The organism is Pseudomonas sp. NFACC56-3 (genome assembly GCF_900100025.1).
GTDB lineage: Bacteria > Pseudomonadota > Gammaproteobacteria > Pseudomonadales > Pseudomonadaceae > Aquipseudomonas > Aquipseudomonas fluorescens_AA.
Genome location: NZ_FMTK01000001.1, coordinates 75,930 through 97,836 on the forward strand (window position 1 = coordinate 75,930; position 21,907 = coordinate 97,836).

At 58.6% G+C, this 21,907-nt stretch carries 21 protein-coding genes; 18 read left to right on the forward strand and 3 right to left on the reverse strand.

Features of this window, described 5'->3' with window-relative positions; translation table 11 throughout:
- Positions 1-163 precede the first annotated feature (163 nt).
- On the reverse strand, positions 164-940 hold the full coding sequence (locus tag BLO80_RS00345) for an IclR family transcriptional regulator (RefSeq protein WP_092325996.1): 777 nt from the start codon (positions 938-940) through the stop codon (positions 164-166).
- 164 nt (positions 941-1,104) lie between these two features.
- Between BLO80_RS00345 and BLO80_RS00350 the strand changes: the two genes are divergently transcribed.
- The 6 genes from BLO80_RS00350 to BLO80_RS00375 all read left to right on the forward strand — a co-directional run bounded on the left by BLO80_RS00350 (position 1,105) and on the right by BLO80_RS00375 (position 6,614).
- The gene (locus tag BLO80_RS00350) at positions 1,105-1,863 is read left to right on the forward strand and encodes an ABC transporter substrate-binding protein (RefSeq protein WP_092254690.1); all 759 of its coding nucleotides are present in this window, start codon (positions 1,105-1,107) and stop codon (positions 1,861-1,863) included.
- A gap of 61 nt (positions 1,864-1,924) precedes the next feature.
- On the forward strand, positions 1,925-2,581 hold the full coding sequence (locus tag BLO80_RS00355) for an amino acid ABC transporter permease (protein ID WP_060742896.1): 657 nt from the start codon (positions 1,925-1,927) through the stop codon (positions 2,579-2,581).
- Entirely contained in the window at positions 2,578-3,324 is a 747-nt protein-coding gene (locus BLO80_RS00360; RefSeq protein WP_060742895.1) for an amino acid ABC transporter ATP-binding protein, read from the forward strand. Before BLO80_RS00355 ends, BLO80_RS00360 begins: the two co-directional genes overlap by 4 nt.
- A complete protein-coding gene (locus BLO80_RS00365) occupies positions 3,321-4,610 on the forward strand; it encodes an NAD(P)/FAD-dependent oxidoreductase (protein ID WP_092325998.1) in 1,290 nt (429 codons plus the stop codon). The genes BLO80_RS00360 and BLO80_RS00365 overlap by 4 nt, the downstream gene beginning before the upstream one ends.
- 178 nt (positions 4,611-4,788) lie before the next feature.
- Positions 4,789-6,228, forward strand: a complete 1,440-nt coding sequence (locus BLO80_RS00370; protein ID WP_092326000.1) for an ATPase domain-containing protein — start codon at positions 4,789-4,791, stop codon at positions 6,226-6,228.
- Between the two features lie 23 nt (positions 6,229-6,251).
- The gene (locus BLO80_RS00375; protein WP_092326002.1) at positions 6,252-6,614 is read left to right on the forward strand and encodes a response regulator; all 363 of its coding nucleotides are present in this window, start codon (positions 6,252-6,254) and stop codon (positions 6,612-6,614) included.
- Positions 6,615-6,680: 66 nt separating this feature from the next.
- On the opposite strand, the gene BLO80_RS00380 is transcribed toward BLO80_RS00375, so the two are convergent.
- Positions 6,681-7,574, reverse strand: coding sequence for a LysR family transcriptional regulator (locus BLO80_RS00380; RefSeq protein WP_092326004.1), 894 nt, complete (start codon positions 7,572-7,574; stop codon positions 6,681-6,683).
- 94 nt (positions 7,575-7,668) lie between these two features.
- On the opposite strand from BLO80_RS00380, the gene BLO80_RS00385 reads away from it, so the two are divergent.
- The 9 genes from BLO80_RS00385 (at position 7,669) to BLO80_RS00425 (ending at position 17,670) form a co-directional block, all read left to right on the forward strand.
- Positions 7,669-8,835: an MFS transporter gene (locus tag BLO80_RS00385; RefSeq protein ID WP_092326006.1), complete on the forward strand. Its 1,167-nt coding sequence runs from the start codon at positions 7,669-7,671 to the stop codon at positions 8,833-8,835.
- 555 nt (positions 8,836-9,390) lie between these two features.
- The gene (locus BLO80_RS00390; protein WP_092326008.1) at positions 9,391-10,287 is read left to right on the forward strand and encodes a nitrilase family protein; all 897 of its coding nucleotides are present in this window, start codon (positions 9,391-9,393) and stop codon (positions 10,285-10,287) included.
- Positions 10,288-10,325: 38 nt separating this feature from the next.
- Complete coding sequence (locus BLO80_RS00395; protein WP_092326010.1) at positions 10,326-11,489, forward strand: substrate-binding protein; 1,164 nt, start codon at positions 10,326-10,328, stop codon at positions 11,487-11,489.
- 58 nt (positions 11,490-11,547) lie between these two features.
- Positions 11,548-12,381 (forward strand): branched-chain amino acid ABC transporter permease, encoded by an 834-nt coding sequence (locus BLO80_RS00400; protein WP_092326012.1) that lies wholly within the window; start codon positions 11,548-11,550, stop codon positions 12,379-12,381.
- Positions 12,374-14,185, forward strand: coding sequence for an ABC transporter permease subunit (locus tag BLO80_RS00405; RefSeq protein WP_092326014.1), 1,812 nt, complete (start codon positions 12,374-12,376; stop codon positions 14,183-14,185). Before BLO80_RS00400 ends, BLO80_RS00405 begins: the two co-directional genes overlap by 8 nt.
- Positions 14,182-14,889, forward strand: a complete 708-nt coding sequence (locus BLO80_RS00410) for a branched-chain amino acid ABC transporter ATP-binding protein (RefSeq protein WP_092254711.1) — start codon at positions 14,182-14,184, stop codon at positions 14,887-14,889. The genes BLO80_RS00405 and BLO80_RS00410 overlap by 4 nt, the downstream gene beginning before the upstream one ends.
- Positions 14,890-14,894: 5 nt before the next feature.
- On the forward strand, positions 14,895-15,896 hold the full coding sequence (locus tag BLO80_RS00415; protein ID WP_092326016.1) for an asparaginase: 1,002 nt from the start codon (positions 14,895-14,897) through the stop codon (positions 15,894-15,896).
- Positions 15,897-15,905: 9 nt separating this feature from the next.
- A complete protein-coding gene (locus BLO80_RS00420) occupies positions 15,906-17,057 on the forward strand; it encodes a transporter substrate-binding domain-containing protein (protein ID WP_092326018.1) in 1,152 nt (383 codons plus the stop codon).
- Positions 17,058-17,061: 4 nt separating this feature from the next.
- Positions 17,062-17,670, forward strand: coding sequence for an ANTAR domain-containing response regulator (locus tag BLO80_RS00425; RefSeq protein ID WP_092326020.1), 609 nt, complete (start codon positions 17,062-17,064; stop codon positions 17,668-17,670).
- 156 nt (positions 17,671-17,826) lie between these two features.
- Here the strand turns inward: BLO80_RS00425 and BLO80_RS00430 are convergent, their stop codons facing one another.
- Positions 17,827-18,624, reverse strand: coding sequence for an AraC family transcriptional regulator (locus BLO80_RS00430; protein ID WP_092326022.1), 798 nt, complete (start codon positions 18,622-18,624; stop codon positions 17,827-17,829).
- Between the two features lie 146 nt (positions 18,625-18,770).
- On the opposite strand from BLO80_RS00430, the gene BLO80_RS00435 reads away from it, so the two are divergent.
- Genes BLO80_RS00435 through BLO80_RS00445 form a run of 3 tightly spaced genes read left to right on the forward strand, consistent with a single transcriptional unit; the run spans position 18,771 to position 21,847 of the window.
- Positions 18,771-18,959 (forward strand): DUF1656 domain-containing protein, encoded by a 189-nt coding sequence (locus tag BLO80_RS00435; RefSeq protein ID WP_060742892.1) that lies wholly within the window; start codon positions 18,771-18,773, stop codon positions 18,957-18,959.
- Positions 18,960-18,971: 12 nt separating this feature from the next.
- Positions 18,972-19,880 carry an efflux RND transporter periplasmic adaptor subunit gene (locus tag BLO80_RS00440; RefSeq protein WP_092326024.1) on the forward strand — a complete coding sequence of 303 codons (909 nt, stop codon included), beginning with the start codon at positions 18,972-18,974 and terminating at the stop codon, positions 19,878-19,880.
- Positions 19,880-21,847: an FUSC family protein gene (locus BLO80_RS00445; RefSeq protein ID WP_092326026.1), complete on the forward strand. Its 1,968-nt coding sequence runs from the start codon at positions 19,880-19,882 to the stop codon at positions 21,845-21,847. The genes BLO80_RS00440 and BLO80_RS00445 overlap by 1 nt, the downstream gene beginning before the upstream one ends.
- Positions 21,848-21,907: the final 60 nt, after the last annotated feature.

Below are 21,907 nucleotides of genomic sequence, written 5' to 3' on the forward strand. Positions count from 1 at the left end.
AAACACCGCGACCTGTTCCGGCGTGTTCCGTTGGAAGGGCACCCCGTTGAACTATCCTAGGGCTCAATCACCCCGTCCAGTATGTCCAATCCACCCTCTAAGTGACGATGGTAGTAGTTGGATTTGTGCAAGAGAAACGGCGGCTGTCCATGGGGGCAATCTGCTAAAGGGTTCGTATTGACGAGCGAATCGCCCGTGCACATTCGATCACCGCGGGCGCCAGCTTGCGCTCGGCTTCCTCCATGCTCCAGCGACTGGTGGGTACCACCACATGCACGGCGGCGACCGGCAGGCCCTGGCTGCCAATGATCGGCGCGGCAATGGACATGTCGCCCAGGAACAACTCTTCCTTGTTCGTGGCATAGCCCCTGCGCCGTGTGGTCTCGATCTGCTCGATGATGTCGTCGATCTCGGTCAGGGTGTACTGGGTATGGCGTTTGCGCTCGCTGGCTTGCAGTGCGGCAACGAGTTCGTCGTCGGGCAGGGCGCTCAGGAACGCCCGCCCGGAACCGGTGCAGTACATCGGGATCCGGCTGCCGATGGGCATGTGGATAGGGATGAATTTCGGCGCCACGAAGCGTGCCACGTACACCATGTCCAGCCCGTCGGGTTCGGTCAGGTTGGTCGTCTCCCCGGTAGCCTGTGCCAACTCGGCAAGGAACGGGTTGGCCACGTCCACCAGCGTGTCGGCGGCCAGGTAGTTGTAGCCGATCTCCATGACCTTCGGGGTCAACTGGAAGCGCTTGGTCTGCGGATGCTTGCGCACATAACCCAGCTCTTCGAGCGTATAGATCATGCGTTGCGCCGAGCTTTTGTTGATGTCTGCAACTTGGGCGATATCCGCCAGGTTCATCGTGCGCTGGGCTGCGTTGAATGCCCGCAGCACCGCCAGGCCTTTTTCCAATGACTGATTGAACAGCGGATGAGGGGTATCGCTCATGGGAAATCCTTATATTCTGCGCTTTGAATATCGATATTCGATACTTATAAATCTCTTTACGATTTTTGTAAATCGCTTTACAGTCATTTTGAGCCTCCTGCCATCCATATGGGGCAACCCTTACCGGACTTAAGACAATAAAAGCGTCCAATGGGAGATACGCCATGCTTACTCGCTTTCGTGCACTCACGTTCGTTGTTGCCCTGGCTGCCGGCATCGCTTCAGCCAACGCCGTCGCCGAGCCTGTCTACAAGGTCGGTGCAACCGCAACGGGGATTCCCTTCACCTTTCTCGACGTCAAGAGCCAGAGTATCCAGGGCATGATGATCGACGCCGCGCAGGCGGTGGCCAAGGCGGGTGGCTTCGAGGTGGAGATCCAGCAGACCACCTTCGCTTCGCTGATCCCGTCACTGACGTCAAACAAGATCGACCTGATTTCTGCCGCCATGCTCCGGACGCCAGCGCGGGAAAAGGTGGTGCAGTACTCCGATCCGGTCTTCACCTATGGCGAGGGGCTGATCGTCAAGGCCGACGACCCGACCGCGTACACCCGCATGGAGGATTTTGCCGGCGAAGTTGTCGGCGCCCAGGTCGGCACCGTGTTCATCGATGAGTTGAACAAGCGTGGTGTTTTCAAGGAAGTCCGCGGCTATGACTCGATCCCCGATCTGATGCGCGACCTGGCCCTCGGCCGTATCAAGGCGGGTTTCGCCGATCGCCCGATCGTCGCTTATCAATTGGCCCAGGGCACCCAGAACAAGGTGCACCTGGTGCAGAGCTATCAGCCGGTGGTGATGGGGGACGTTTGCCTGATCGTGCGCAAGGGCGACAACGCCACACTGGAACAGGTCAACAAAGGCATCGCCGCGATCAAGGCTGATGGTTCCCTCGAACGGATCATCGAGAAGTGGAAACTCAACTGATGATTTTGTCGACCGCCTGCGGTGGCGGGCGGGTCCACTCATTGTTCCGTGGGTAGCTTTTATGATTCTCCAGAATGCGTTGGACTTCCTCCCTATCTTGCTCAAAGGGGCGGTGGTCACTCTTCAAGTGACGGCCGGGTCGTTTGTGCTCAGCTCGCTGATCGGCCTGCTCCTGGCCCTGATGATGGTCTCGAAAATACGTGCGGTCGCGTTGTTCGCCATCAGTGTGGTGAACATCATCCGGGGGCTGCCGATCATTGTGCAGCTGTTTTATATCTATTTCGTCCTGCCGGAATTCGGCATTCAACTGACGGCCATGCAGGCCGGTGTCATTGGCCTGGGAATCGCTTATTCGGCCTATCAGGCGGAGAACTTCCGGGCCGGTATCCAAGCGATCCAGCAAGGGCAGATCGAGGCGGCGGAATCCTTGGGGATGCGCGGTGCGATGGTGATGCGGCGAGTGGTGCTGCCCCAGGCATTTCGCATCGCCTTGCCGCCTTACGGCAACACCCTGGTCATGATGCTCAAGGACTCGTCCCTGGTCTCCACCATCACCGTGGCCGAGATGACTCGTGCGGGGCAACTGATCGCCTCTTCGACCTTCGAGAACATGACGGTCTACACCCTGGTGGCATTGCTCTACCTGGCGATGAGCCTGCCGCTGTCCTTTGCGCTGCGTCGTCTGGAAGCACGCTTCAGCACCCGGAGAACGTCATGATCGAGATCAAGGGCATTCACAAGCGTTACGGCAGCGTGCCGGTCCTCGAAGGCATCGATTTGCAGGTCAAGAGCGGTGAAGTGGTGTGCCTGATTGGCCCTTCGGGGTCGGGGAAGTCCACGTTGCTGCGTTGTATCAACGGCTTGGAAAGTTATGACCAGGGCGAGGTCCTGGTCGGCGATGAACGTGTCGACCGCAATGCCAGGAACATCCACGACATTCGCACTCGGGTGGCGATGGTCTTTCAGCGCTTCAATCTGTTCCCGCACCGCACGGCCCTGGAAAATGTCATGGAGGGGCCGATCTACGTAAAGAAGGAGAACCCTCAGGCGGCGCGCAAGAATGCCGAGGCGTTGATGGAAAAGGTCGGCTTGTCCCATCGGATGAATGCCTACCCGGACGAACTGTCCGGGGGGCAGCAGCAACGTGTCGCCATTGCCCGGGCGTTGGCGATGAACCCCCAGGCGATCCTCTTCGATGAACCGACCTCGGCGCTCGATCCGGAGTTGGTCGGCGAAGTGTTGGCGGTGATGCGCAATCTGGCCAACGAGGGCATGACCATGATCGTGGTGACCCACGAAATGGCCTTCGCTCGAGACGTCGCCGACAAGGTCTGTTTCCTTCACAGTGGCAAGATCGTCGAGTCAGGACCCGCCGGGGAAGTACTGAGTACGCCGACGCATCCTCGCACACAGGACTTTCTTCGCCGACTGCTCAACCACAGCGGGGAGGTGCCGGCATGAATGCACCTTTCGCCCCGCAACTGCCGGCCTCGCTCTGGGCCGCGACGGCCACACCGGCGGTGAAAACCCCGGCCTTGGCCGAAGACAAGCAAGTGGATGTGGCCATCGTGGGGGCTGGCTATACCGGTTTGGTGACGGCTTTACGCTTGGCCGAAGCGGGTGTCAGCGTCTGTGTGCTGGATACCGGGGAGCCAGGCTGGGGCGCCTCGGGGCGCAACGGCGGGCAGGTGATTCCCGGGCTGAAGTTCGACCCGGATCAATTGCTCGCCAAGTTCGGCCCGGCCCGTGCCGAAGCGATGATCGAGGCGGCCGGGTCAGCCGCTGACGAAGTGTTTGCGCTGATTCGCCAGTACGGGATCGAGTGTGATGCCACCCGCAAAGGCTGGATTCAACCGGCCTGTTCGACGACCGCGATGAAGACCATCGAGCAACGCGCCGCGCAATGGCAACGCCGGGGCGTCAAGGTGGAGCTGTTGGACCGGGGCGCGGTCAGCCAACGTATCGGTACCGAGAATTACCTGGGGGGTTGGGTCGATCCGCGGGCCGGCAGCTTGCATCCATTGAGTTACGCCCGTGGCCTGGCGAAGGCCGCAGTGGGGCAGGGCGCAATGATCCACGGCCACAGCCGCGTCACAGGGTTGAAGCAGCAGCGATCAGGCTGGCTGTTGTCCACTGCGCAAGGATTCAAGGTCAGCGCGCAACGGGTGTTATTGGCCACCGATGGCTATACCGATGACTTGTGGCCCGGGTTGCGCCAGACCGTCGTCGCGGCCAACAGCTTCATCATCGCGACCCGTCCGCTCCCGCCAGCGATCCGCAAGACCATCCTGCCTGGTGGCGAGGTCTGTTCGGACTCACGCCGTTTGCTGCTCTACTTCAAGCAGGATGCCCAGGGGCGTTTGCTTCTGGGAGGGCGGGGACCGTTCTCGGAGCCTTCCCGGCAGCGTGACTGGGCGCACCTGGAGCGTTCGCTGGGGGCGCTGTTTCCGCAAGTGGCGGATGTGCCTGTCGAGTACCGCTGGAGTGGTCGGGTCGCCCTGACGCAAAGCTTTCTTCCCCATGTGCACGATCCGGCACCGGGGCTGTCAGTCTTGCTCGGCTACAACGGCCGCGGCATCGCCCTGTCCACCGCGTTGGGCAAGCATCTGGCCGCGAAGCTTTCAGGGGCGACGCAGGACTTCCCGTTCCCGGCCATGCCACTGCGGCGAATTCCGTTTCATGCGTTGCAGCGGCTTTATCTTGCTGCCGGGATCAGCTATTACCGGGTATTGGATGCCTTGTTTTGAGCGCTTATTGAAGACGCCGCGGGCACCGGTTGGGCGGTGTCGGTGGCGTCGTATCGGCCCAAGGCGAGCGACCTCCAGGCCAACTTTCCCTCCAGTCTGAATGGCTCCGAAGTGGAAATGGCGTTAGCATCCCCTCCATTGGGCTTAAACAGCCTGTTTTTCAGATCAGGGTCGCATTGTGGAAAAGCTAAAACGCCTTCAAAGCGGAATCGAAGGACTCGACGCGCTGCTCCAGGGAGGGCTGGTCGCGGGTGCTTCATACATAATCCAAGGACGCCCAGGTTCAGGCAAGACTATCCTCGCGAACCAACTTGGATTCCATCATGCCCGCAGTGGCGGTCGTGTTTTAGTCGCCACGCTGCTGGCCGAATCACATGATCGACTTTTCCAGTTTCTGTCTACGCTGAGCTTTTTCGACTCAGCCAAAGTCGGCGCTGAAATCCAATTTGTCAGCGCATTCGACACATTGGAAAACGAAGGCCTGGATGAGGTCGTGAAACTGCTTCGGCGCGAGATCAGTCGGCAAAAGGCTACCGTGATGGTGGTCGATGGTCTGCTCAATGCGCGCTCCAAGGCCGACTCGCCCATCGACACCAAGAAATTTATCTCGGAGTTGCAGGGACACGCCGCTTTCGCCGGTTGCACCGTGTTGTTCCTCACCAGTTCGCGGCTCGACGACGGTAGCCCCGAGCACACGATGGTGGACGGTGTCATCGAAATGGGAGAAGAGCTGTTCGGGACGCGTTCGGTACGGCGCATTCAGCTGCGCAAGACCCGCGGCAGCAGTGCGTTGACCGGTCTTCACGAATGTGAAATCAACGACGACGGCCTGGTTGTCTATCCGCGCCTGGAAAGTCTCTACAGCCGTCCTTCCGCCCCCGACAGCGCCGACATGACGCGTATTGCCAGCGGGATCGATTCCCTGGATGACATATTGGGCGGAGGCTTGCACAGCTCCAGCGTGTCCCTGGTCATCGGTCCTTCCGGGATTGGTAAAACGACGCTGGGTCTCAAATTCCTCGCCAAGTCGACGGCAGAAGCCCCTGGCTTGCATTTCGGATTCTATGAAAGCCCGCAGCGGCTGCGCCTCAAAGGCCTCTCCCTGGGCATCGATATCGAAGACATGGAAAAAAGCGGTGCGTTGAGCATTGCCTGGCAGCCCACCACCGAAGGCTTGCTGGATGGACTCGGCGCACGACTGCTGAAAATCGTTGAGGAGAAGGGTATCAAGCGCCTGTTCATCGATAGCCTGAGCGGCATGACACGGACTTCGACAAATCCCGCGCGGATTACCGATTTCTACAGTGCGCTGATGAACGAGCTGCGGTCCCGGGGCGTTACGGTGTTCGCCTCCTGGGAAATGCGAGATCTATTCGGTTCCGAGGTCAGTTCACCGAACTCGGACCTGTCCAGCATCGTCGATAACCTGATGCTCATGCGCTTCCTTGAGAATGGCTCTGAACTAAGAAGGACGCTCTCCATTCTTAAGGTACGAGACAGCGCTTATGACCCCTCGCGATTCGAGGTGATCATCCGGGATCAAGATGTTTTTCTTGAAAAGGCTTTGAAAAATGAACCTTCAGTCGCAGCTGAGTCATTGCCTGGTTCAATTTCATAAGTCTTTGAGCGGGTTGAATTAACATGACCACCATCCTGGTCGTCGACGACGAGTATTTGATCGCTGACATCCTCGGTTTTGCGCTAGAGGACGAGGGCTTCATGGTCGTAAAAGCCAGCAATGGTCAAAAGGGACTCGAAGTGCTGGAAAGAGAACGTCCAGCCTTGATCATCACTGACTTCATGATGCCGGTCATGGATGGTCTTGAATTCGCCACGGCCGTGCGAGCCTTACCGGCCGTCAAGGGGTTGCCGATCATCTTGATGAGCGGTGCCCAGGCTCACGTGGGCATGACGCGATCGGATTTGTTTGATGCCGTGCTGCCCAAGCCGTTCGACATAGCCTCGATTGTCGCCGAGGTGAAGAGGCTCCTGATGGCAGAGTGATACAGCGTCTAGCGGCGCAGATTGCCAGATGCGTGTGATCGCGGTCGCTTTCGGTGACGCCACCGCTCACATCCGGTGATGTTCCAGCAAGAAATCAACGAACACCCGCACCCGCGCCGGCATTGCCGAGCCCCCTACGAACACCGCATGAATCGGTTCTCGGTCGCCTGGGTTCCAGGCTTCCAGCAGCGGTATCAGGTCACCGCGCTGCAGATCCTCGCTCACGGTGAATTCGCCGATACGGGCAATGCCGGCACCCACTCGCGCGAATTGTGCCAGCGCTTCACCACTGCTGCATTCGATGTTGCCGCTGACCTTCAGGGAAAATTCCCTTGCGTCGCGGATGAACGGCCAGTTGGGTTCTGCACGCCGGAAGTTGAAGCGCAGGCAGTTGTGTCGTAGCAGGTCTTCCGGCTCCTGGGGGATGCCGTGGCGCTGCAGGTACTCGGGCGATGCCACCACGACCTGGCCGGTGTCGCCGATCCTGCGCGCGGTCAGCGGGCTGTCCGGCAGATGGCCGAAGCGTACCGCCACGTCGGCCTGGCCGCCGAGAATATCGACGACTTCGTCGCCGAGGGTGAGGTCGACAACGATGTTCGGGTAGCGGGCGCTGAAGGCTGCCACCAAAGGAACGATGGCCTGCCGCCCGTGGCCAAGGGCGGCGCTGACCCGCAATCGGCCCCTGGGTACGCCCTGGTCGGCGATGGCTTCTTCGACCTCGTCCATGTCGGCCAGGATACGCCGGGCGCCGCGCAGGAAAGCCTCGCCCTCGGCGGTGAAGGTGATCGCCCGGGTGGTGCGCAACAGCAGGCGGGTACCCAGGCGTTGTTCGGTACGCGCGATGATTCGACTGACCGCCGAGGGTGTCAGCCCCAATGCACGCGCGGCGGCTGACAGGCTGCCTTCCTGCGCCACGGTGGCGAACACACTCATCTCACCTGATCTGCCGTTGAAGTCCATTTGTGCCTCTTGCGCAAAGGTGATTGCCAAAAATCCTATCTACCGCCTGAAAAGCCTGAATCGTAGCATTGGCGGCATAGATAAGGAGCCTACCATGCGTATCAATCCACCACTTGTTGCACTCGCCATCGGTGCCTTTGGCATCGGCGTTACCGAGTTCGCCCCCATGGGCATGTTGCCGGGCATCGCTGCGGATCTCGGCGTTTCCATTCCCGCCGCCGGTCTGTTGGTCAGTGCCTACGCCCTGGGCGTACTGCTCGGCGCGCCCTTGATGACCCTGACCACCGGCAGGATCCCCCGGCGCTACCTGCTGATCGGGCTCATGGCGATTTTTACCCTGGGTAATCTGATGTCAGCCCTGGCGACCGATTACTACAGCCTCATGGTCGCCAGGGTGGTGACCTCACTGAACCACGGTGCGTTCTTTGGCGTTGGCTCCATCGTCGCCGCCAGCGTGGTCGCCCCGGACAAGCGTGCCGGGGCGGTTGCGGCGATGTTCATGGGCCTGACCCTGGCGACCATCGGCGGCGTGCCGCTGGCCGCCTGGTTCGGCGAACTGTTCGGCTGGCGCACGGCATTCTGGGGTATTACCGGGCTCGGCGGGGTGACCATGGCCGCGCTGTGGTTCGCCTTGCCCAACCTGAAAATGTCGCAAGGCGTCGGTGTGCTGGCTGAAATTCGGGTACTGGGCCGTGGCCCGGTGCTGGGTGCGTTGGCCCTGACCGTCGTCGGCTCGGGTGCAATGTTTACCGTTTTCACTTACATCGCACCGATCCTCAGCAATGAGACCCACGGGTCCACCGCTTACATCACCGCCATGCTGGTGCTGTTCGGTGTGGGGTTGACACTGGGCAACATGTGGGGTGGCAAGGCCGCCGACCGCTCGATAGACCGCACCCTGATCGTTTCGCTGGGCGTGCTGATTCTCGTCTTGCTGGCGTTCACCGTCCTGATGCGTTGGCCACTGCCGGCCGCCGTGGCCATCCTGATCTGGGGCATCGCCAGCTTCGCCCTGGTGCCGCCGCTACAGATGCGCGTCATGGAAGCCGCCAAGGACGCGCCCAATCTGGCCTCGGCGGTGAACATCGGTGCCTTCAACCTTGGCAACGCGATAGGCGCGGCGCTGGGCGGAGCGGTGATCAATGCCGGGCTGGGTTATCCGGCGATTTCCCTGGCCGGAGCGGCCATGGCGGGGCTGGGGCTGCTGATGGTGCTGGTTTTTGCCTGGCGTTCCAGAGCGGCTGCAAGTGTGGTTGCGTGATGATGAGGTGAGGGGGACTGTTAGTCCCCGTCGCCTCGCGAGCCTGCCTGGCCATCAAGCAGCTAAACCATTCGATAGGCAACGGGCTATGACATGCTTTTCACTGTGGCTCCAGTTCCGACCATAAGGTCTGCGTCCAATACCAACCATCAGCGTTCCGTCATCTTCCATTGTGCTGACATTTACTATCCATTTGCTGCTTCTGGTTCGGAGCGGATCTGGCCAGTCGATAGCCTGGGCGTGGAAGGCGCAGCATACCAGGAGGCGTGCGCCCATCGCAGGCCCATGGCGAATGAGGCACCATGGCCAACCTGAGTGTCTGCATTGTGGTTCATGGCGCAACGCTGGAGCCTCGCCAGATCAGTGGGGTTCAATTCTATTGTTAAGAAATCTTTTGACATGGCTCGGCAGGACTGTGTAACGTTTGCACATAGGTCACCGTTTCTTGTTGGAAATCGTAGACCCCCAGCAATATTGCTGAGTACATATCGGCTATAGAAGCCCCTGAATTGCGTTAGTAGCGCATTCGGGGGCTTTTTTTTTGGAAAAAATAATATGTCGGCTTTTCGCTCCTCTGACGAAACTCAAGAATTTCCGAGCATCACGGTGGCAGCCATACAAATGGAGCCACGAGTGGGTTGCAAGGCTGAGAACCTGAAAGTGTCGCTGCACCTGATAGCCGAGGCGGCCAGCGCCGGTGCGCAGATCGTTGTACTGCCCGAATTAGTCAGCAGCGGGTATGTCTTTTCCAGTCGTGAAGAGGCCTTTGAACTGGCGGAGTCCGTACCGGCAGGCATCAGCGCCCAGGCATGGGAAGATGCTGCCCGCCAGCACAACGTCTACGTCATCGGCGGCGTTGCAGAACGAGTGGGGTACAAGCTTTACAACGCTGCCGTCATGGTCGGGCCCGAAGGTTACGTGGGGACTTATCGCAAGCTCCATCTATGGGGTGACGAACATCTGTATTTCGAGGTCGGCGATCTTGGTTTACCGGTGTTCCATACGCTTTTTGGCCGTTTGGCGATGATCATCTGCTATGACGGCTGGTTCCCGGAGGTCTATCGACTGTTGGCCATGCAAGGCGCAGATATCGTCTGCATGCCAACCAACTGGGTACCCATGCCGGGACAGGGCAACGGCACCATGATCATGGCCAATACACTGGCGATGGCCAATGCGCACGTCAACGGTCTGAACATCATTTGCGCTAATCGCGTAGGTACCGAACGCGGTCAGCTCTTTGTGGGTAACAGCATCATTGTCGGTGCCGACGGTTGGCCATTGGTGGCCCCAGGCAGTGCAGATAACCAGCAAATACTTTATGCCGATATCAATCTGAAGACGTCCCGTCAATCCCGTCGCCTTACAACGTTCAATACAGTCCTGCGTGATCGCCGTACCGATATCTATGACCCCATGTTAGGCACTGGCTGGCAACTGCCTCGCTACTAACCCCCCATCTCTGCATAACAAAGATCGAGGATACTCACATGAAATCCACTTATCCCCTTGTCCGTATCGCTGTTCTGGCAGCTACGGCGATCGTAGCCACCCAGGGACATGCCGCTGAACCTATCAAGATTGGCGTTGCGGTGGGGTTGTCAGGCGCCAATAGCGTGGTGGCGCCGGCTGTCGTTCAGTCCTCGGAACTCGCTGTGGAGCAAATCAACGCCGCTGGGGGAATCCTCGGTCGCCCGGTGCAGTTGGAGATCGTTGATGATGCTTCCGGCGCAATAGGTGCACAGAAAGCCTTTGATACGCTGGTGCTGGAAAAGAAAGTAAACGCCATTATCGCGATGGAAAGTAGCGCCGCGCGTAATGCCGCCTTGCCGGTTATTTCCCGTGGGCGCGTGCCCTATATCTATACCTCGTTCTATGAAGGCCGTTCTTGCAATAAGTGGATGTATGTCAACGGTTGGGTACCAGAACAGCAAGTTGCCCCTGTAGTGGATTACTTCAGCCAGAAGCTCGGGGCAAAAAACTACTTTCTTGTCGGTAGCGATTACGCCTTTGGCCGGGGCATGCTCAAGTTTACTAAAGCGTACATTGAGCAACACGGTGGAAAGGTTATCGGTGAAGAGTACTTGCCGATGGACGGGAGTGACTGGACCGCCGTTATTTCAAAAATTCGCTCGACACAACCTGACGCGCTTATCAGTGCCACGGCAGGTGGCGCACCTAACGTCTCATTGGCCAAACAGTTGAAAGCGGCGGCGTTGACACTGCCTTACGGTAACCTGGCCATCGATGAAGGCACCGCCAAGACCATGGGGGATGTGGCAACGGGCATGTACATGTCGGCCTCGTATCTGACCAGCATCGACACACCGGAAAATAAAAAATTCCTGAGTGACCTCGGCCAGAAGTTTGCCGGGAACCTGTCCACGCCAAACGAACTTTCCGAACCGCAATATGAAGCCTTCTTTCTCTACAAGGCGGCGGTGGAAAAAGCCAACTCCATCGACTCCGCTGCGGTTGTAGATGCGTTGAAAGATGTCTCGATCGTCGGACCGCGCGGCGTTGTGCAGATGAATGCCAGCCGCCATACCCCCCTGGCCATGCGCCTGGGCCAAATACAAAGCGATGGTTCTATTCGCATCCTTGAAACCCAAGAAGGCGTCAGCCCAGGTATTCAATGCCCGAATTTGAAATAGTCCATTGCTTGATTACTAAGTAACGCTTCACGTTGCATTCTCCCCGGAGGGAGACGTCATGGTGTTAATTCTAGATATAACAACAACAATAGCCATGCTGTTCATTGTTACTGCGGGCCTGATGATGATTTTCGGAATAATGAAAATCGTCAACTTCGCCCATGGTGCCTTGCTGACAATGGGAGGGTATGCGGCGTTTGTCGTGACCCAACTGGGATGGCGTCCCTGGCTTGCGTGGCCGTTGGCTCTCGCGACCGGAATGATCGTTGGCGCGATCATCGAATACTTGATTGTTAGGCCACTCTATAAACGCCCTCTGGATGCCATCCTGGCAACCTGGGGGCTGGGCATCGTGATCGGTCAGCTGATCATTCTCGCCTTTGGCCGGGACGTGAAGTTTGCAGACGTGCCCCTGACAGGAACCTGGTCGCTGGGTGGAACGGATTACTCTGCCTATCGATTGCTGCTGATTCCCTTGGCACTCGGCCTGTGCGCCTTACTGACGGCGCTACTCAATGGCACTCGCTTCGGTGTCAAAACCCGCGCCGTCATCATGAACGAGGAATTGGCCAGTGGCCTGGGCATCCATGCCGGGCGCATACGCTTCATTACCTTCAGCCTGGGCGCGGGCCTGGGCACATTGGCCGGGGCCTTGATCAGTCCGCTGTCGAGTATTGACCCAGGCATGGGGATTACCTGGCTGGTTTCTGCCTTCATGCTCGTCATGGTCTCCGGGCATTCGATGCCCAGCCTTATCGTGACTTGCGCGGTATTTGGTGCGTGCCAAGTTATCGTGAGCACTTATGCGAGCCCAGTACTTGGCGGACTCACGATTGCCGTGTTGGCGGCGTTGACCTTGCGTATTCGTCCAAAGGGGTTCGCACATGACTAACACTATGTTGCAGGCGGCGAACACCCGATCTACGCGGGCCAGTCGTCAGGGAGCATGGGGTCGTTCGGGCGTGCTGGCTTTGATTGCCGTCGCATTGCTGATCGCCGGTCCGTGGATTTTCGACGGTTACGTGCTCAACCTGCTGATCAAGGCTTTTCTGTTTGCGATTGTGGTTATCACGGTGGATGTGCTGTGGGGCTATACCGGCTATCTCACCTTCGGGCAGTCGGCGTTTTTTGGTATTGGTGCGTATGCCGCAGGCTTGGTTTTTACTCACTTTGGCCTGTCGCCTGGCTCCATTGCTATCGCCATCGGGCTCGCGATTGTCGTCCCGATGGTGGTTGCAGGGCTGGTGGGGTGGCTGTCCTTCTACCGGGGCGCCTCGCCGTTTTTTGCCACGGTTATCTCGCTGGTGTTGCCCATCGTAATGACCCAGTTGCTGCTGTCCGGTGGGGAGTGGACGGGCTCCAGTTCAGGCCTGACCGGCTATGACACCTTCGACTTGTCGCTCAATGCCTGGTACTGGATCGCCGGGAGTGGTGTGGCGCTGATAGGGCTTTTCGCCTGGCTGTTCGTGCGCAGTGATGCCGGGCGTGTGCTGGCGTCGATACGTGACAACGAGTCCAGATGTGCGTACCTGGGGATCAACGTCCCGAACATCAAAATCCTTCTGCTGATCGCCACTGCGGCGATTACAGGGATCGCAGGTTTTGGCTACGGCGCTTTCAGTGGCGTGGTGGCGCCCGAGTTGTCCGGTTTCGTCTTGGGTACCGAGCTGATCATCTGGGTTGCGCTGGGTGGACGCGGCACGTTGTGGGGGCCCATGGCGGGGGCGATTCTGATTAACGTTGCCACGGCCTATCTCGGCAGCCGCATGCCGTTTCTGTGGCAACTGATTCTCGGCCTGTCCTTTGTGCTGGTGATCGTCTTGCTACCGCAGGGGATCGTCCCGGCCCTGCTCAAGCCCCTCGGGTTCGGCACACGTTCGCGGCGAGTACCGGCGCTGGTTGAGCGTGCAGGGAAAGCGGTTCCCGAATCGGATGATGTGCCTGCGCTTGTAATGGCGGACGTCACCAAGCGTTATGGTTCGCTCAAGGTTTTGCAGGGGATCGAATTCAAGGCCGAGGCCGGTGATCTGGTTGGACTGATCGGCCCCAATGGTGCCGGTAAAACAACACTGATGCGGTGCATGAGCGACGGGGCTGAGCGTACATCCGGGACGGTGCATTTGTGCGGTAACGATATCCGTCGGCTTCCGGCAGAGGCCTGTGTTCGTTTTGGTCTCGGGCGCAAATTCCAGAATGCCAATATTTTCGAATCCCTGACCGTCGCCGAGTGTCTGCGTATGGCCGGAACCCTTCACGAACGACCCTTGTTTTTCACTCGGGCGGATACGTTGGCCTTGCCATCCTATGCCTTGGACGTTCTGCGGGTTACCGGGTTGGATAGCATGCTGGACGTGGTCGCTCGAGACTTGTCGCACGGTGAACAGCAAGCGCTGGAGCTGGCCATGGTGCTGGCCCTGGAACCTCGCATCGTGCTGCTAGACGAGCCTACTGCTGGGCTGACAAAGACCGAGCGCACGCAAATCGGTGTGGTGCTTTCCATGCTCGCAAACCGCTACAAGTTGTGCTGCCTGCTGGTTGAACACGATCTGGATTTTGTGGAACAGATCGCTACCCGAATCGTGGTATTACACCAAGGGACGATGGTCATGCAGGGCACTTTCGAAGAAGTCGTCAATTCGGATTTGGTCAAGACGATTTATGCCGGATCTGCACTTGCTCCACAGGAGGTCGTATGAACGGTGCCACATTGGAACTGAATTCAGTCACGAGCGGTTACAGGGCGTCCGTCGTCCTACGGGATATGTCGTTCAAAGTCGCGGCCGGCGAAGCGGTCGCATTGCTGGGCAAGAACGGCATGGGCAAGACGACGTTGCTCAAGACCATCATGGGGTACCTGCCCAAGAAACAAGGCACTGTTCAAGTCAACGCCTGTGACATTACCCGACTGTCGCCTCATCGAGTCGCACAAGTAGGTATTGCTTATGCGGCTCAGGAAAAAGCGCTTTTCACCGAACTGAGCATCCGGGACAACCTGCGTATGGGGCTCGAGAAAGACGCGTTGTTCGATGAGCGTTTCGCTGCCATAGAATCCGTGTTCCCGGTGTTCAAGGACCGTCTGAAGCAATACGCCGGTACGCTGTCGGGAGGCGAGCAAAAAATGCTGCTGGTGGCGCGTGCGTTAATGATGCGCCCCTCCCTCATTCTGCTGGACGAGATCACTGAAGGCTTGCAGCCCTCAGTGATTGACCGGATCGCTGTCGCACTGGTGCACGAGCGGCAACTCCACGGCACGACCCTGCTGCTTATCGAGCAAAATGTGCCGTTCGCATTGAAGGTGGCGGATCGATACCTGGTGCTTAAACAAGGCGAGATCGAAGAGGAGGGCGACGCCCGCGCGCCGGGAGCTACCGAAGCCATTTTCAACCATCTGAGGGTGTGACGCTTATGGCCCTGTCCAGCTCTGACGACCTTCCGTTGTGCCTGTTCATCGCAACAGGCGGAACAATTGCCATGCGCGTTGACCCTTCGACGTCAGCCCCAATCCCTGCGTTGTCGGGCCGCGACTTGATCAAGGTCGCTCCTGACATCGCGAAGATTACGCGGCTCGAAGTCAACAACTTGTCGAATGTCCCGTCAGTTGAAATGGGGCCGCCGCGCTGGGTACAGCTGCATCAGATCATTGAAGCCGCGCTGGCCCGTCAGGATATCGCGGGTGTGCTGGTGTCGCACGGCACCGACACCCTTGAAGAGACTGCCTGGTTTCTCGACTTGACGTTGACCTCCCGCAAGCCTGTTGTGCTTATTGGTGCGCAACGCAATGCGTCCGAATCGGACTTCGACGGGCCACGCAACCTGGTGAGCGGTGCCAGGGTCTGCGTTGAGCCTGAATCTTCGGGCAAGGGCGTGATGGTGGTTCTGAACGATCAGATCAACGCCGCACGGGAAGTCAGCAAAACCCACACCAGCGACGTTGAGTCGTTCAACTCGGGCGACGCGGGTTTTCTCGGAAGAGTGGACGGCGACAAGGTCGTTTTTTATCGCTCATCCTGTCGTCGACAATACTTGTCGCTAGGGCGAGACAGTTTGCCTCGCGTTGACATCGTAGCCATGTACGCCGGTGCGGACGCCTCCTTGTTGAACGCTGCCGTGCAGGCGGGTGCCAGGGGGATCGTCATCCAAGCGCTGGGGGCGGGAAATGTGAATGCCGAGGTGTATGCGGCCATTTCACAGACCATCGACACCGGTATCACAGTGGTCGTTGCCACCCGAGTTCCCCGTGGTCGCGTCAGGCCCCTTTATGGCTTTATTGGTGGCGGCAGTACGCTGAAAGAGGCCGGCGTGATCTTCGCCAATGACCTGAGTCCGCAGAAAGCGAGGATATTATTGATGTTGGCTATCCAAAACCTCAGGTCCGCAACCGAGCTACAAGACATTTTTGATCAATAGGTAAGCGTCATGCCAAGCACCAAGACAGCAGTCACTAAAGATCAGGGATGGCCTATCGGCATCTTGTACTCGCGCTCGGGTGCTACCGGTGTCACCGAGTCCGAACACTTTTTTGGAACTGCGCTGGCGATCGAGGAAATAAACGCACTGGGTGGCGTCCTGAATCTGCCGTTGATCCCAACCGCATACGACCCCAAGGGTTCGTCGGAAGAATACCGACGCTTGACCGGCAAGTTGCTGATCGAAGATGAGATCAACGTCATTTTTGGTTGTTCCCGATCTTCCAGCCGAAAAGCGGTGCTGCCGCTCATCGAACGCCATAACGCGTTGCTCTGGTATTGCTCGTTCTATGAAGGGTTCGAATATTCACCAAACATCATTTATACCGGCGCAGTACCCAACCAGAACAGTATTCAACTCGCCGCCTACCTGTTGCAAAACAAGGGCACCCGGTTCTTTCTGGTGGGGGCGGACTACATCTATCCGCGTGAATCCAATCGCATCATGAGGGACGTCGTTGAACAATACGGCGGTGAAATTGTGGATGAGGTCTACCTGCCCATCGAAGCAGACGCGGAGCAACTCAAGGATGTTTTGAATGAAGTCCGCGAAGCCCAGCCGGATGTCGTTTTCTCGACTCTGGTCGGGCAGTCGGCCCGGTCTTTTTATCAGCTATATGGTGAGCATGGGCTTGATCCGAAAAAAATGCCCATTGCCAGCCTTTCAATGACCGAAGAAGAAATTCGCCTGATCGGGCCGCAACTGTGTGAAGGCCACATCACAGCCGCCACCTATTTCGGTTCGCTGCGCAACGACAGTAATCAACGGTTCATTGAGCTTTGGCGCACACGCTTCGGTGATCGGCCAACCAGCACCTGGTCGGAAATGGCCTATTCCCAGGTTCACCTGTTTGCGCGTGCCTTGGAGCGAGCTGGTAGTCTGGACAGGCGCAAATTAGTCGACGCCGTGCACAAGGTGAAGTTCGCTTCTCCAGAAGGGCCGATCGCTATTGATGCCGAAAACAACCATTGTGCCCTGACTCCCCGAATCGGCATGTGCCGCAGCGATGGGCAATTCGACGTCGTATGGGAAGGTTCGGGGCCGGTCAAACCCGATCCTTACCTCTCCACTTTCGGCTTCTCTGAGTTTTGGTTGAGGTGACGCCATGAGTTCCAGCCTTCGCCGTCTCTATGAAGATTTGCGCAGTATCTGCGTTGCGTTTGTTTATCCCCCTGGGGATGATCGCGATATTGTCATGCAGCAGCTGAAAAGAATTGGCTGTCGGGTGAAGGTCGTCTGGCCATTCCCTTCAGAGCCACCAACGGACGTTGACGTCATTCTCTTTCAGATTACGCAGGAGCTGGAAGGCAACAAGATCTGGTCGGGCGCCTCTGTCAACGCGGCACTCATCGCGCTTTCCGACTACGAAAGCCCGACCATCTTGAAGTTGTTGCTCGATACGCGCGCTCACGGGGTGATTTCAAAACCGTTTCGATCTTCCGGAATTCTTAGCACGCTGGTACTGGCCAGAGCCTCGTACAGCTATCAGGAACGCTTGCAGGGGAAGATCGACAAACTGGAGTTGACCATAAAGTCTCGTCGACAGATCGAAAAAGCCATTCGTGTGTTGGTCGAACGTCAAAGCCTGACCGAAACTCAGGCTTACGAACACATGAGATCGCGGGCAACCAGGTTGCATGTAACCGTCGCCGAAGTGTCCGGGATGATCATCGAAGCCCATGAGGCCATGGAACGGCTTGGCTTGAAACCTTAATGTGGAGGCCCACGTTATCGGGATCGTTTTGGATGACACCTCGGTGGTTATCAACGTTGGATTAAGAAGGGCTACAGTGGCGGCAAGGAGGTGGCATTGCCAATGCCCGAGCCGATCAGGAGCACGGCTATCCAGGTCGTGGCGCCGTATCGCCGCTCATTGCCGTAGCGTGGTATTACGCAGATAACGTGCCGGTGAGGTGCCCAAGGTCTTGCGAAACATGGTGATGAACGAGCTGACTGACTCGTAGCCGAGCGCTTCAGCGGTTCTCTGCACCGACTGCCCCTCGGCCAGGCTTTGCAACGCGACGATGATCTGCCATTGCTTGCGCCATTGACCGAAAGTAAGCCCGGTTTCGCTTTTTATCAGGCGGGCCAGCGAGCGTTCGCTCATGGCCACATGCCGTGCCCAACTGGCCATGGTGGCGCGGTTGGAAGGCTCTTGCGCCAGCGCCCGGGCGATTGTGCGAAGTTGGGTTGAGGCGGGCAAAGGCAGGTAAAGCTGTTCCGTGGGCGCCAGTTCGAGTTCTTCGAGCAGCACGTGGGCCAGCCGTGCCAGGCGCGAATGGGTGGGGTAATCCTGGACCTGGCCACTCAAGTGGAGGATGAGTTCCAGGATCAGTGGCGACAGCGCCAGCGTACAGCAGCGATCTGGCAGCGACGCGGCGCCGGGTTCCACGAATAAAAAACAGACCTGCCCGTTGGCCGTGACGCGGTTGCTATGGGCGACCCCTCCCGGAATCCAGACGCCGAACCCTGACGGGACCATCCACACGCCATCTTCCACCGTACACACAATGCCCCCGCAATAAGCCACGACCAGTTGCCCCTTGCGATGTTTGTGTTCGGTGGACTCACTGTCGTTGCGCTGGGTTTCCAGCATCAGTGCTACGGCAGGTTGCGACAGGTTGTCGTACTCAAATCGGTCGACGTGGAAACGGTGGATTTCGGCCATGGCGTGTCGTCGGCGCTTGTCTGAATTTGATTATATTTTGGCAGTGTACTCAATATCGGCAGTAGTGGTCGTCCCTTAGCATCATCACCAAGCCCCTTCAGTACGCGGGCGAATCCTAGTCCCCCCTCCGAATCCCGGTGCTTGCCATGCTTAGCGAAATCTCCATTGCCAACCTCTACGTCCCCCCCTTGTTGATCTACCTGGGGGCGTCGGTCTTGGCCTACAAACTCATCGAGCGCCTGGCCCGGCGTTGGCTGGACGAGACGTGGCACCCGGCGCTGGCGCGTTTTTTTGTCTCGCTTATCGTCGTGTCGGCGATGGTCGTCAATTGCTGAGTGAGGCCGGCCATGTCTATCGTCAAAATCCTCAAACCTGCCGCCACCCTGGGGCTTGGCGTGCTGGCCCTGCTGTTCTGTCTGCAGCTTTGGCGGGCTTATGTCTTGGCGCCCTGGACGCGGGACGGACGGGTGAGCGCGCAGGTCATCCGTATTGCACCAGAGGTTTGCGGCCAAATTGATCAGTTGCTGGTCAGCGACAACCAATGGGTCGCCAAGGGCGATTTGCTGTATCGCATCGATGCGCGTGCTTATCGATTGGTCCTGCAACAGCGTGAGGCGGAGTTCGCTGAGGCGCGCAGTGTGTTCGAGCAGCGCAGCGCACAATTCAAGCGGCGATCCCAATTGGCCGACGCCATCGCCCGGGAAGAGATTGACAACGCGGCGCGTGACTTGACTGTGGCCCAGGCGCGCCTGGACGCGGCACGCAGCCAGTTAGCCCAGGCGCAGCTCGACCTGGACCGCACGACGATACGTTCGCCGGTGGACGGCTACGTCACTCAACTGCGGCTGCAGCCCGGTGACTACGCGGAGGCTGGCCATACCAACCTATTTGTGGTCGATGGCCATAGTTTCTGGATCACGGGTTATTTTGAAGAGACCAAACTGCCCGGTGTGCGCATCGGCGCGCCGGTGTCGATCAAGCTGATGGGGTTTGCCCCGCTGCTGGATGGGCATGTGGCAAGCATGGGCAGGGGAATCGCCGATGCCAATGAATTGCGCAACGACAGCGGTTTGCCTCAGGTGAGCCCGACCTTCAGTTGGATTCGGTTGGCACAGCGCGTACCCGTGCGCATCGAGTTGGACAGGGTCCCGGACGGGGTGGAGTTGTCAGCGGGCATGACCGCCAGTGTCGAAGTGACGCAGCCGAATGCCGCGCCGCGCTGGCGACTCACCCAATGGCTGCAGGCGTTCCTGTGATGACTCGCCTGTCGACACGCCTGTTCGCGTTCATCCCCTTGCCCTGGACGCCCGCCAGTTTCTCTTACGTGTTGCGTAGTGTCTTGGCGGCGGGGCTGGCGCTGTGGCTCGGCTTCCAACTGCATCTGGAGTCGCCGTTCTCGGGGGCATCCACTGTGTTGCTGCTGGTGCAGCCCATCCAAGGGGCGGTGCTGGGAAAAGGCTTCTACCGGATGGTGGGAACCCTGGTAGGCCTGGTGGCGGCTTTCGTGCTGACAGGGTTGTTCGCTCAACAGATGCTGCTGTTCATACTCGGCATCGGTATGTGGCTGGGCCTGTGCGTCAGTGCAATGAGCGTCTTGCGCCATTACCAAGCTACGGCGGCAGTGGTGGCGGGTTATACGGTCTGTCTGGCATTGGGGCCTGCCATCGTCGCGCCTGAACAGGCCTTCGATCACCTCATCACTCGCGGCACGGCGGTGGCGCTCGGGGTGCTGAGCTTGAGCCTGGTGGTAACGCTGTTCAGTTCCAAGACGATGGAGAAGAAGCTTCGAAACTCGCTGGTCGATGTCTGTGTCCGCAGTTCTCGGCTGCTCGCAGCGAGGCTCTCGGGCGAGCAGTCCGCGGAGCTGGCGACGCAACGCCACCCGCTAGTCATGGATATCGGTAAGGTGAACGACCAATTGGGAATAGGGCGGGGTGAATCGTCGCGGATTCGCTCCCGGCAGTTGGCGATTCAGGCCGGCCTGGCGCATTTGCAATCCGCTGTACTCGATGCGCACAGCGACGACGATCCATACCCCGGGATCGACCCCACGTTGCTCGCGCGGATAAGCACGGCATTGCGGCAACTGGGTGAACGGATGAACGACACCCACTGGGACTTTCTCGCCGCCGCCGATAGGGTGGGGCAACTGCGTAGCCTGGTGAATGATTTCGCTGACTCAAACCACCACTCGCGGTTGCTCAGCGAACGCTTGGACGAACAACTGACGGATCTGGGCGAGGCCTTGCTGAACTTCGCCAGCCTCGACCACGCTCGCCGCGAGCAGGTACGTACCGTGGTGTATCCGCGCAATTACGCTGATGCGGCGCGAAACGGCATCAGGGCACTGCTCGCCACGTTGGCCGCGGGTGCGGTCTGGTATCTCAGCGGTTGGGATCAAGGGCCCGCGCTACTGGCGGTCCTGGGTCCTTGCTGCACACTGCTGGCGCCGGCCCCCGCGCCTGCCCAAGGCCTCGCCAGTTTTATTCGGGGCACGTTCTACGCCATTTTGGCGGCAGCGCTGTGCAAATTCCTGCTGATGCCACAGATCAACGGCTTCCCTTTGTTATTCCTGTTACTGGCTGCGTTCTGGTCGTTCGGGATCCATGCGACGAGCCAACCGCGCTATGCCCTGCAAGGGATTGCCTACCTCATCGGGTTCAATACCTTGGTGAGCACCGGCGATACCGCTTCCTACAATTTCGTCGATTTCGCGAACCAGGCGCTGGCCTGGATCGTGGCAATGCTTGTCTGTCGATTAGCGTTCCAGGTCTTGCCGAAGGATCCCGCTAAACATGTTCGGGCATTGAAACACTCGCTCCACAAGGACACACGCCGGCTACTTCGCCGTGGAAGCCATATCAATCACCCGAAATGGCAAGCGAAACAACAATCCCGGCTAGTCGCGTTGAAAAGTTTGCTTGGCGCTGACAGCCCGCAGGATTACCAAGCGGGTTATTTGTCGTTGCAATTGAGTAAACAATTGAGCCGGCTACAGCGTAACGCGAGCGGCATCGATCCTGAATCGCCCGTCGCCCAATGCGCACAAACCGGCGCCCGACGGATTGCTCGATATGCTCATCATCCGGCGATCGGTGCCGTCCATGCCCGGCGCACATCAAGGTCGATGAGCAGACTCGGCGCACATCATCTAGCAATCTGTTACCAGGACTTGGCTGGGCTGTTGGAGCAATACGCGAGCGTTGCGCGTTCCCCTTATTGAGTCAGAACCGCAATCGGAAGGCGGAACGCGCGCAGTAAATGAAAAAAGAGGCCTTGGCCT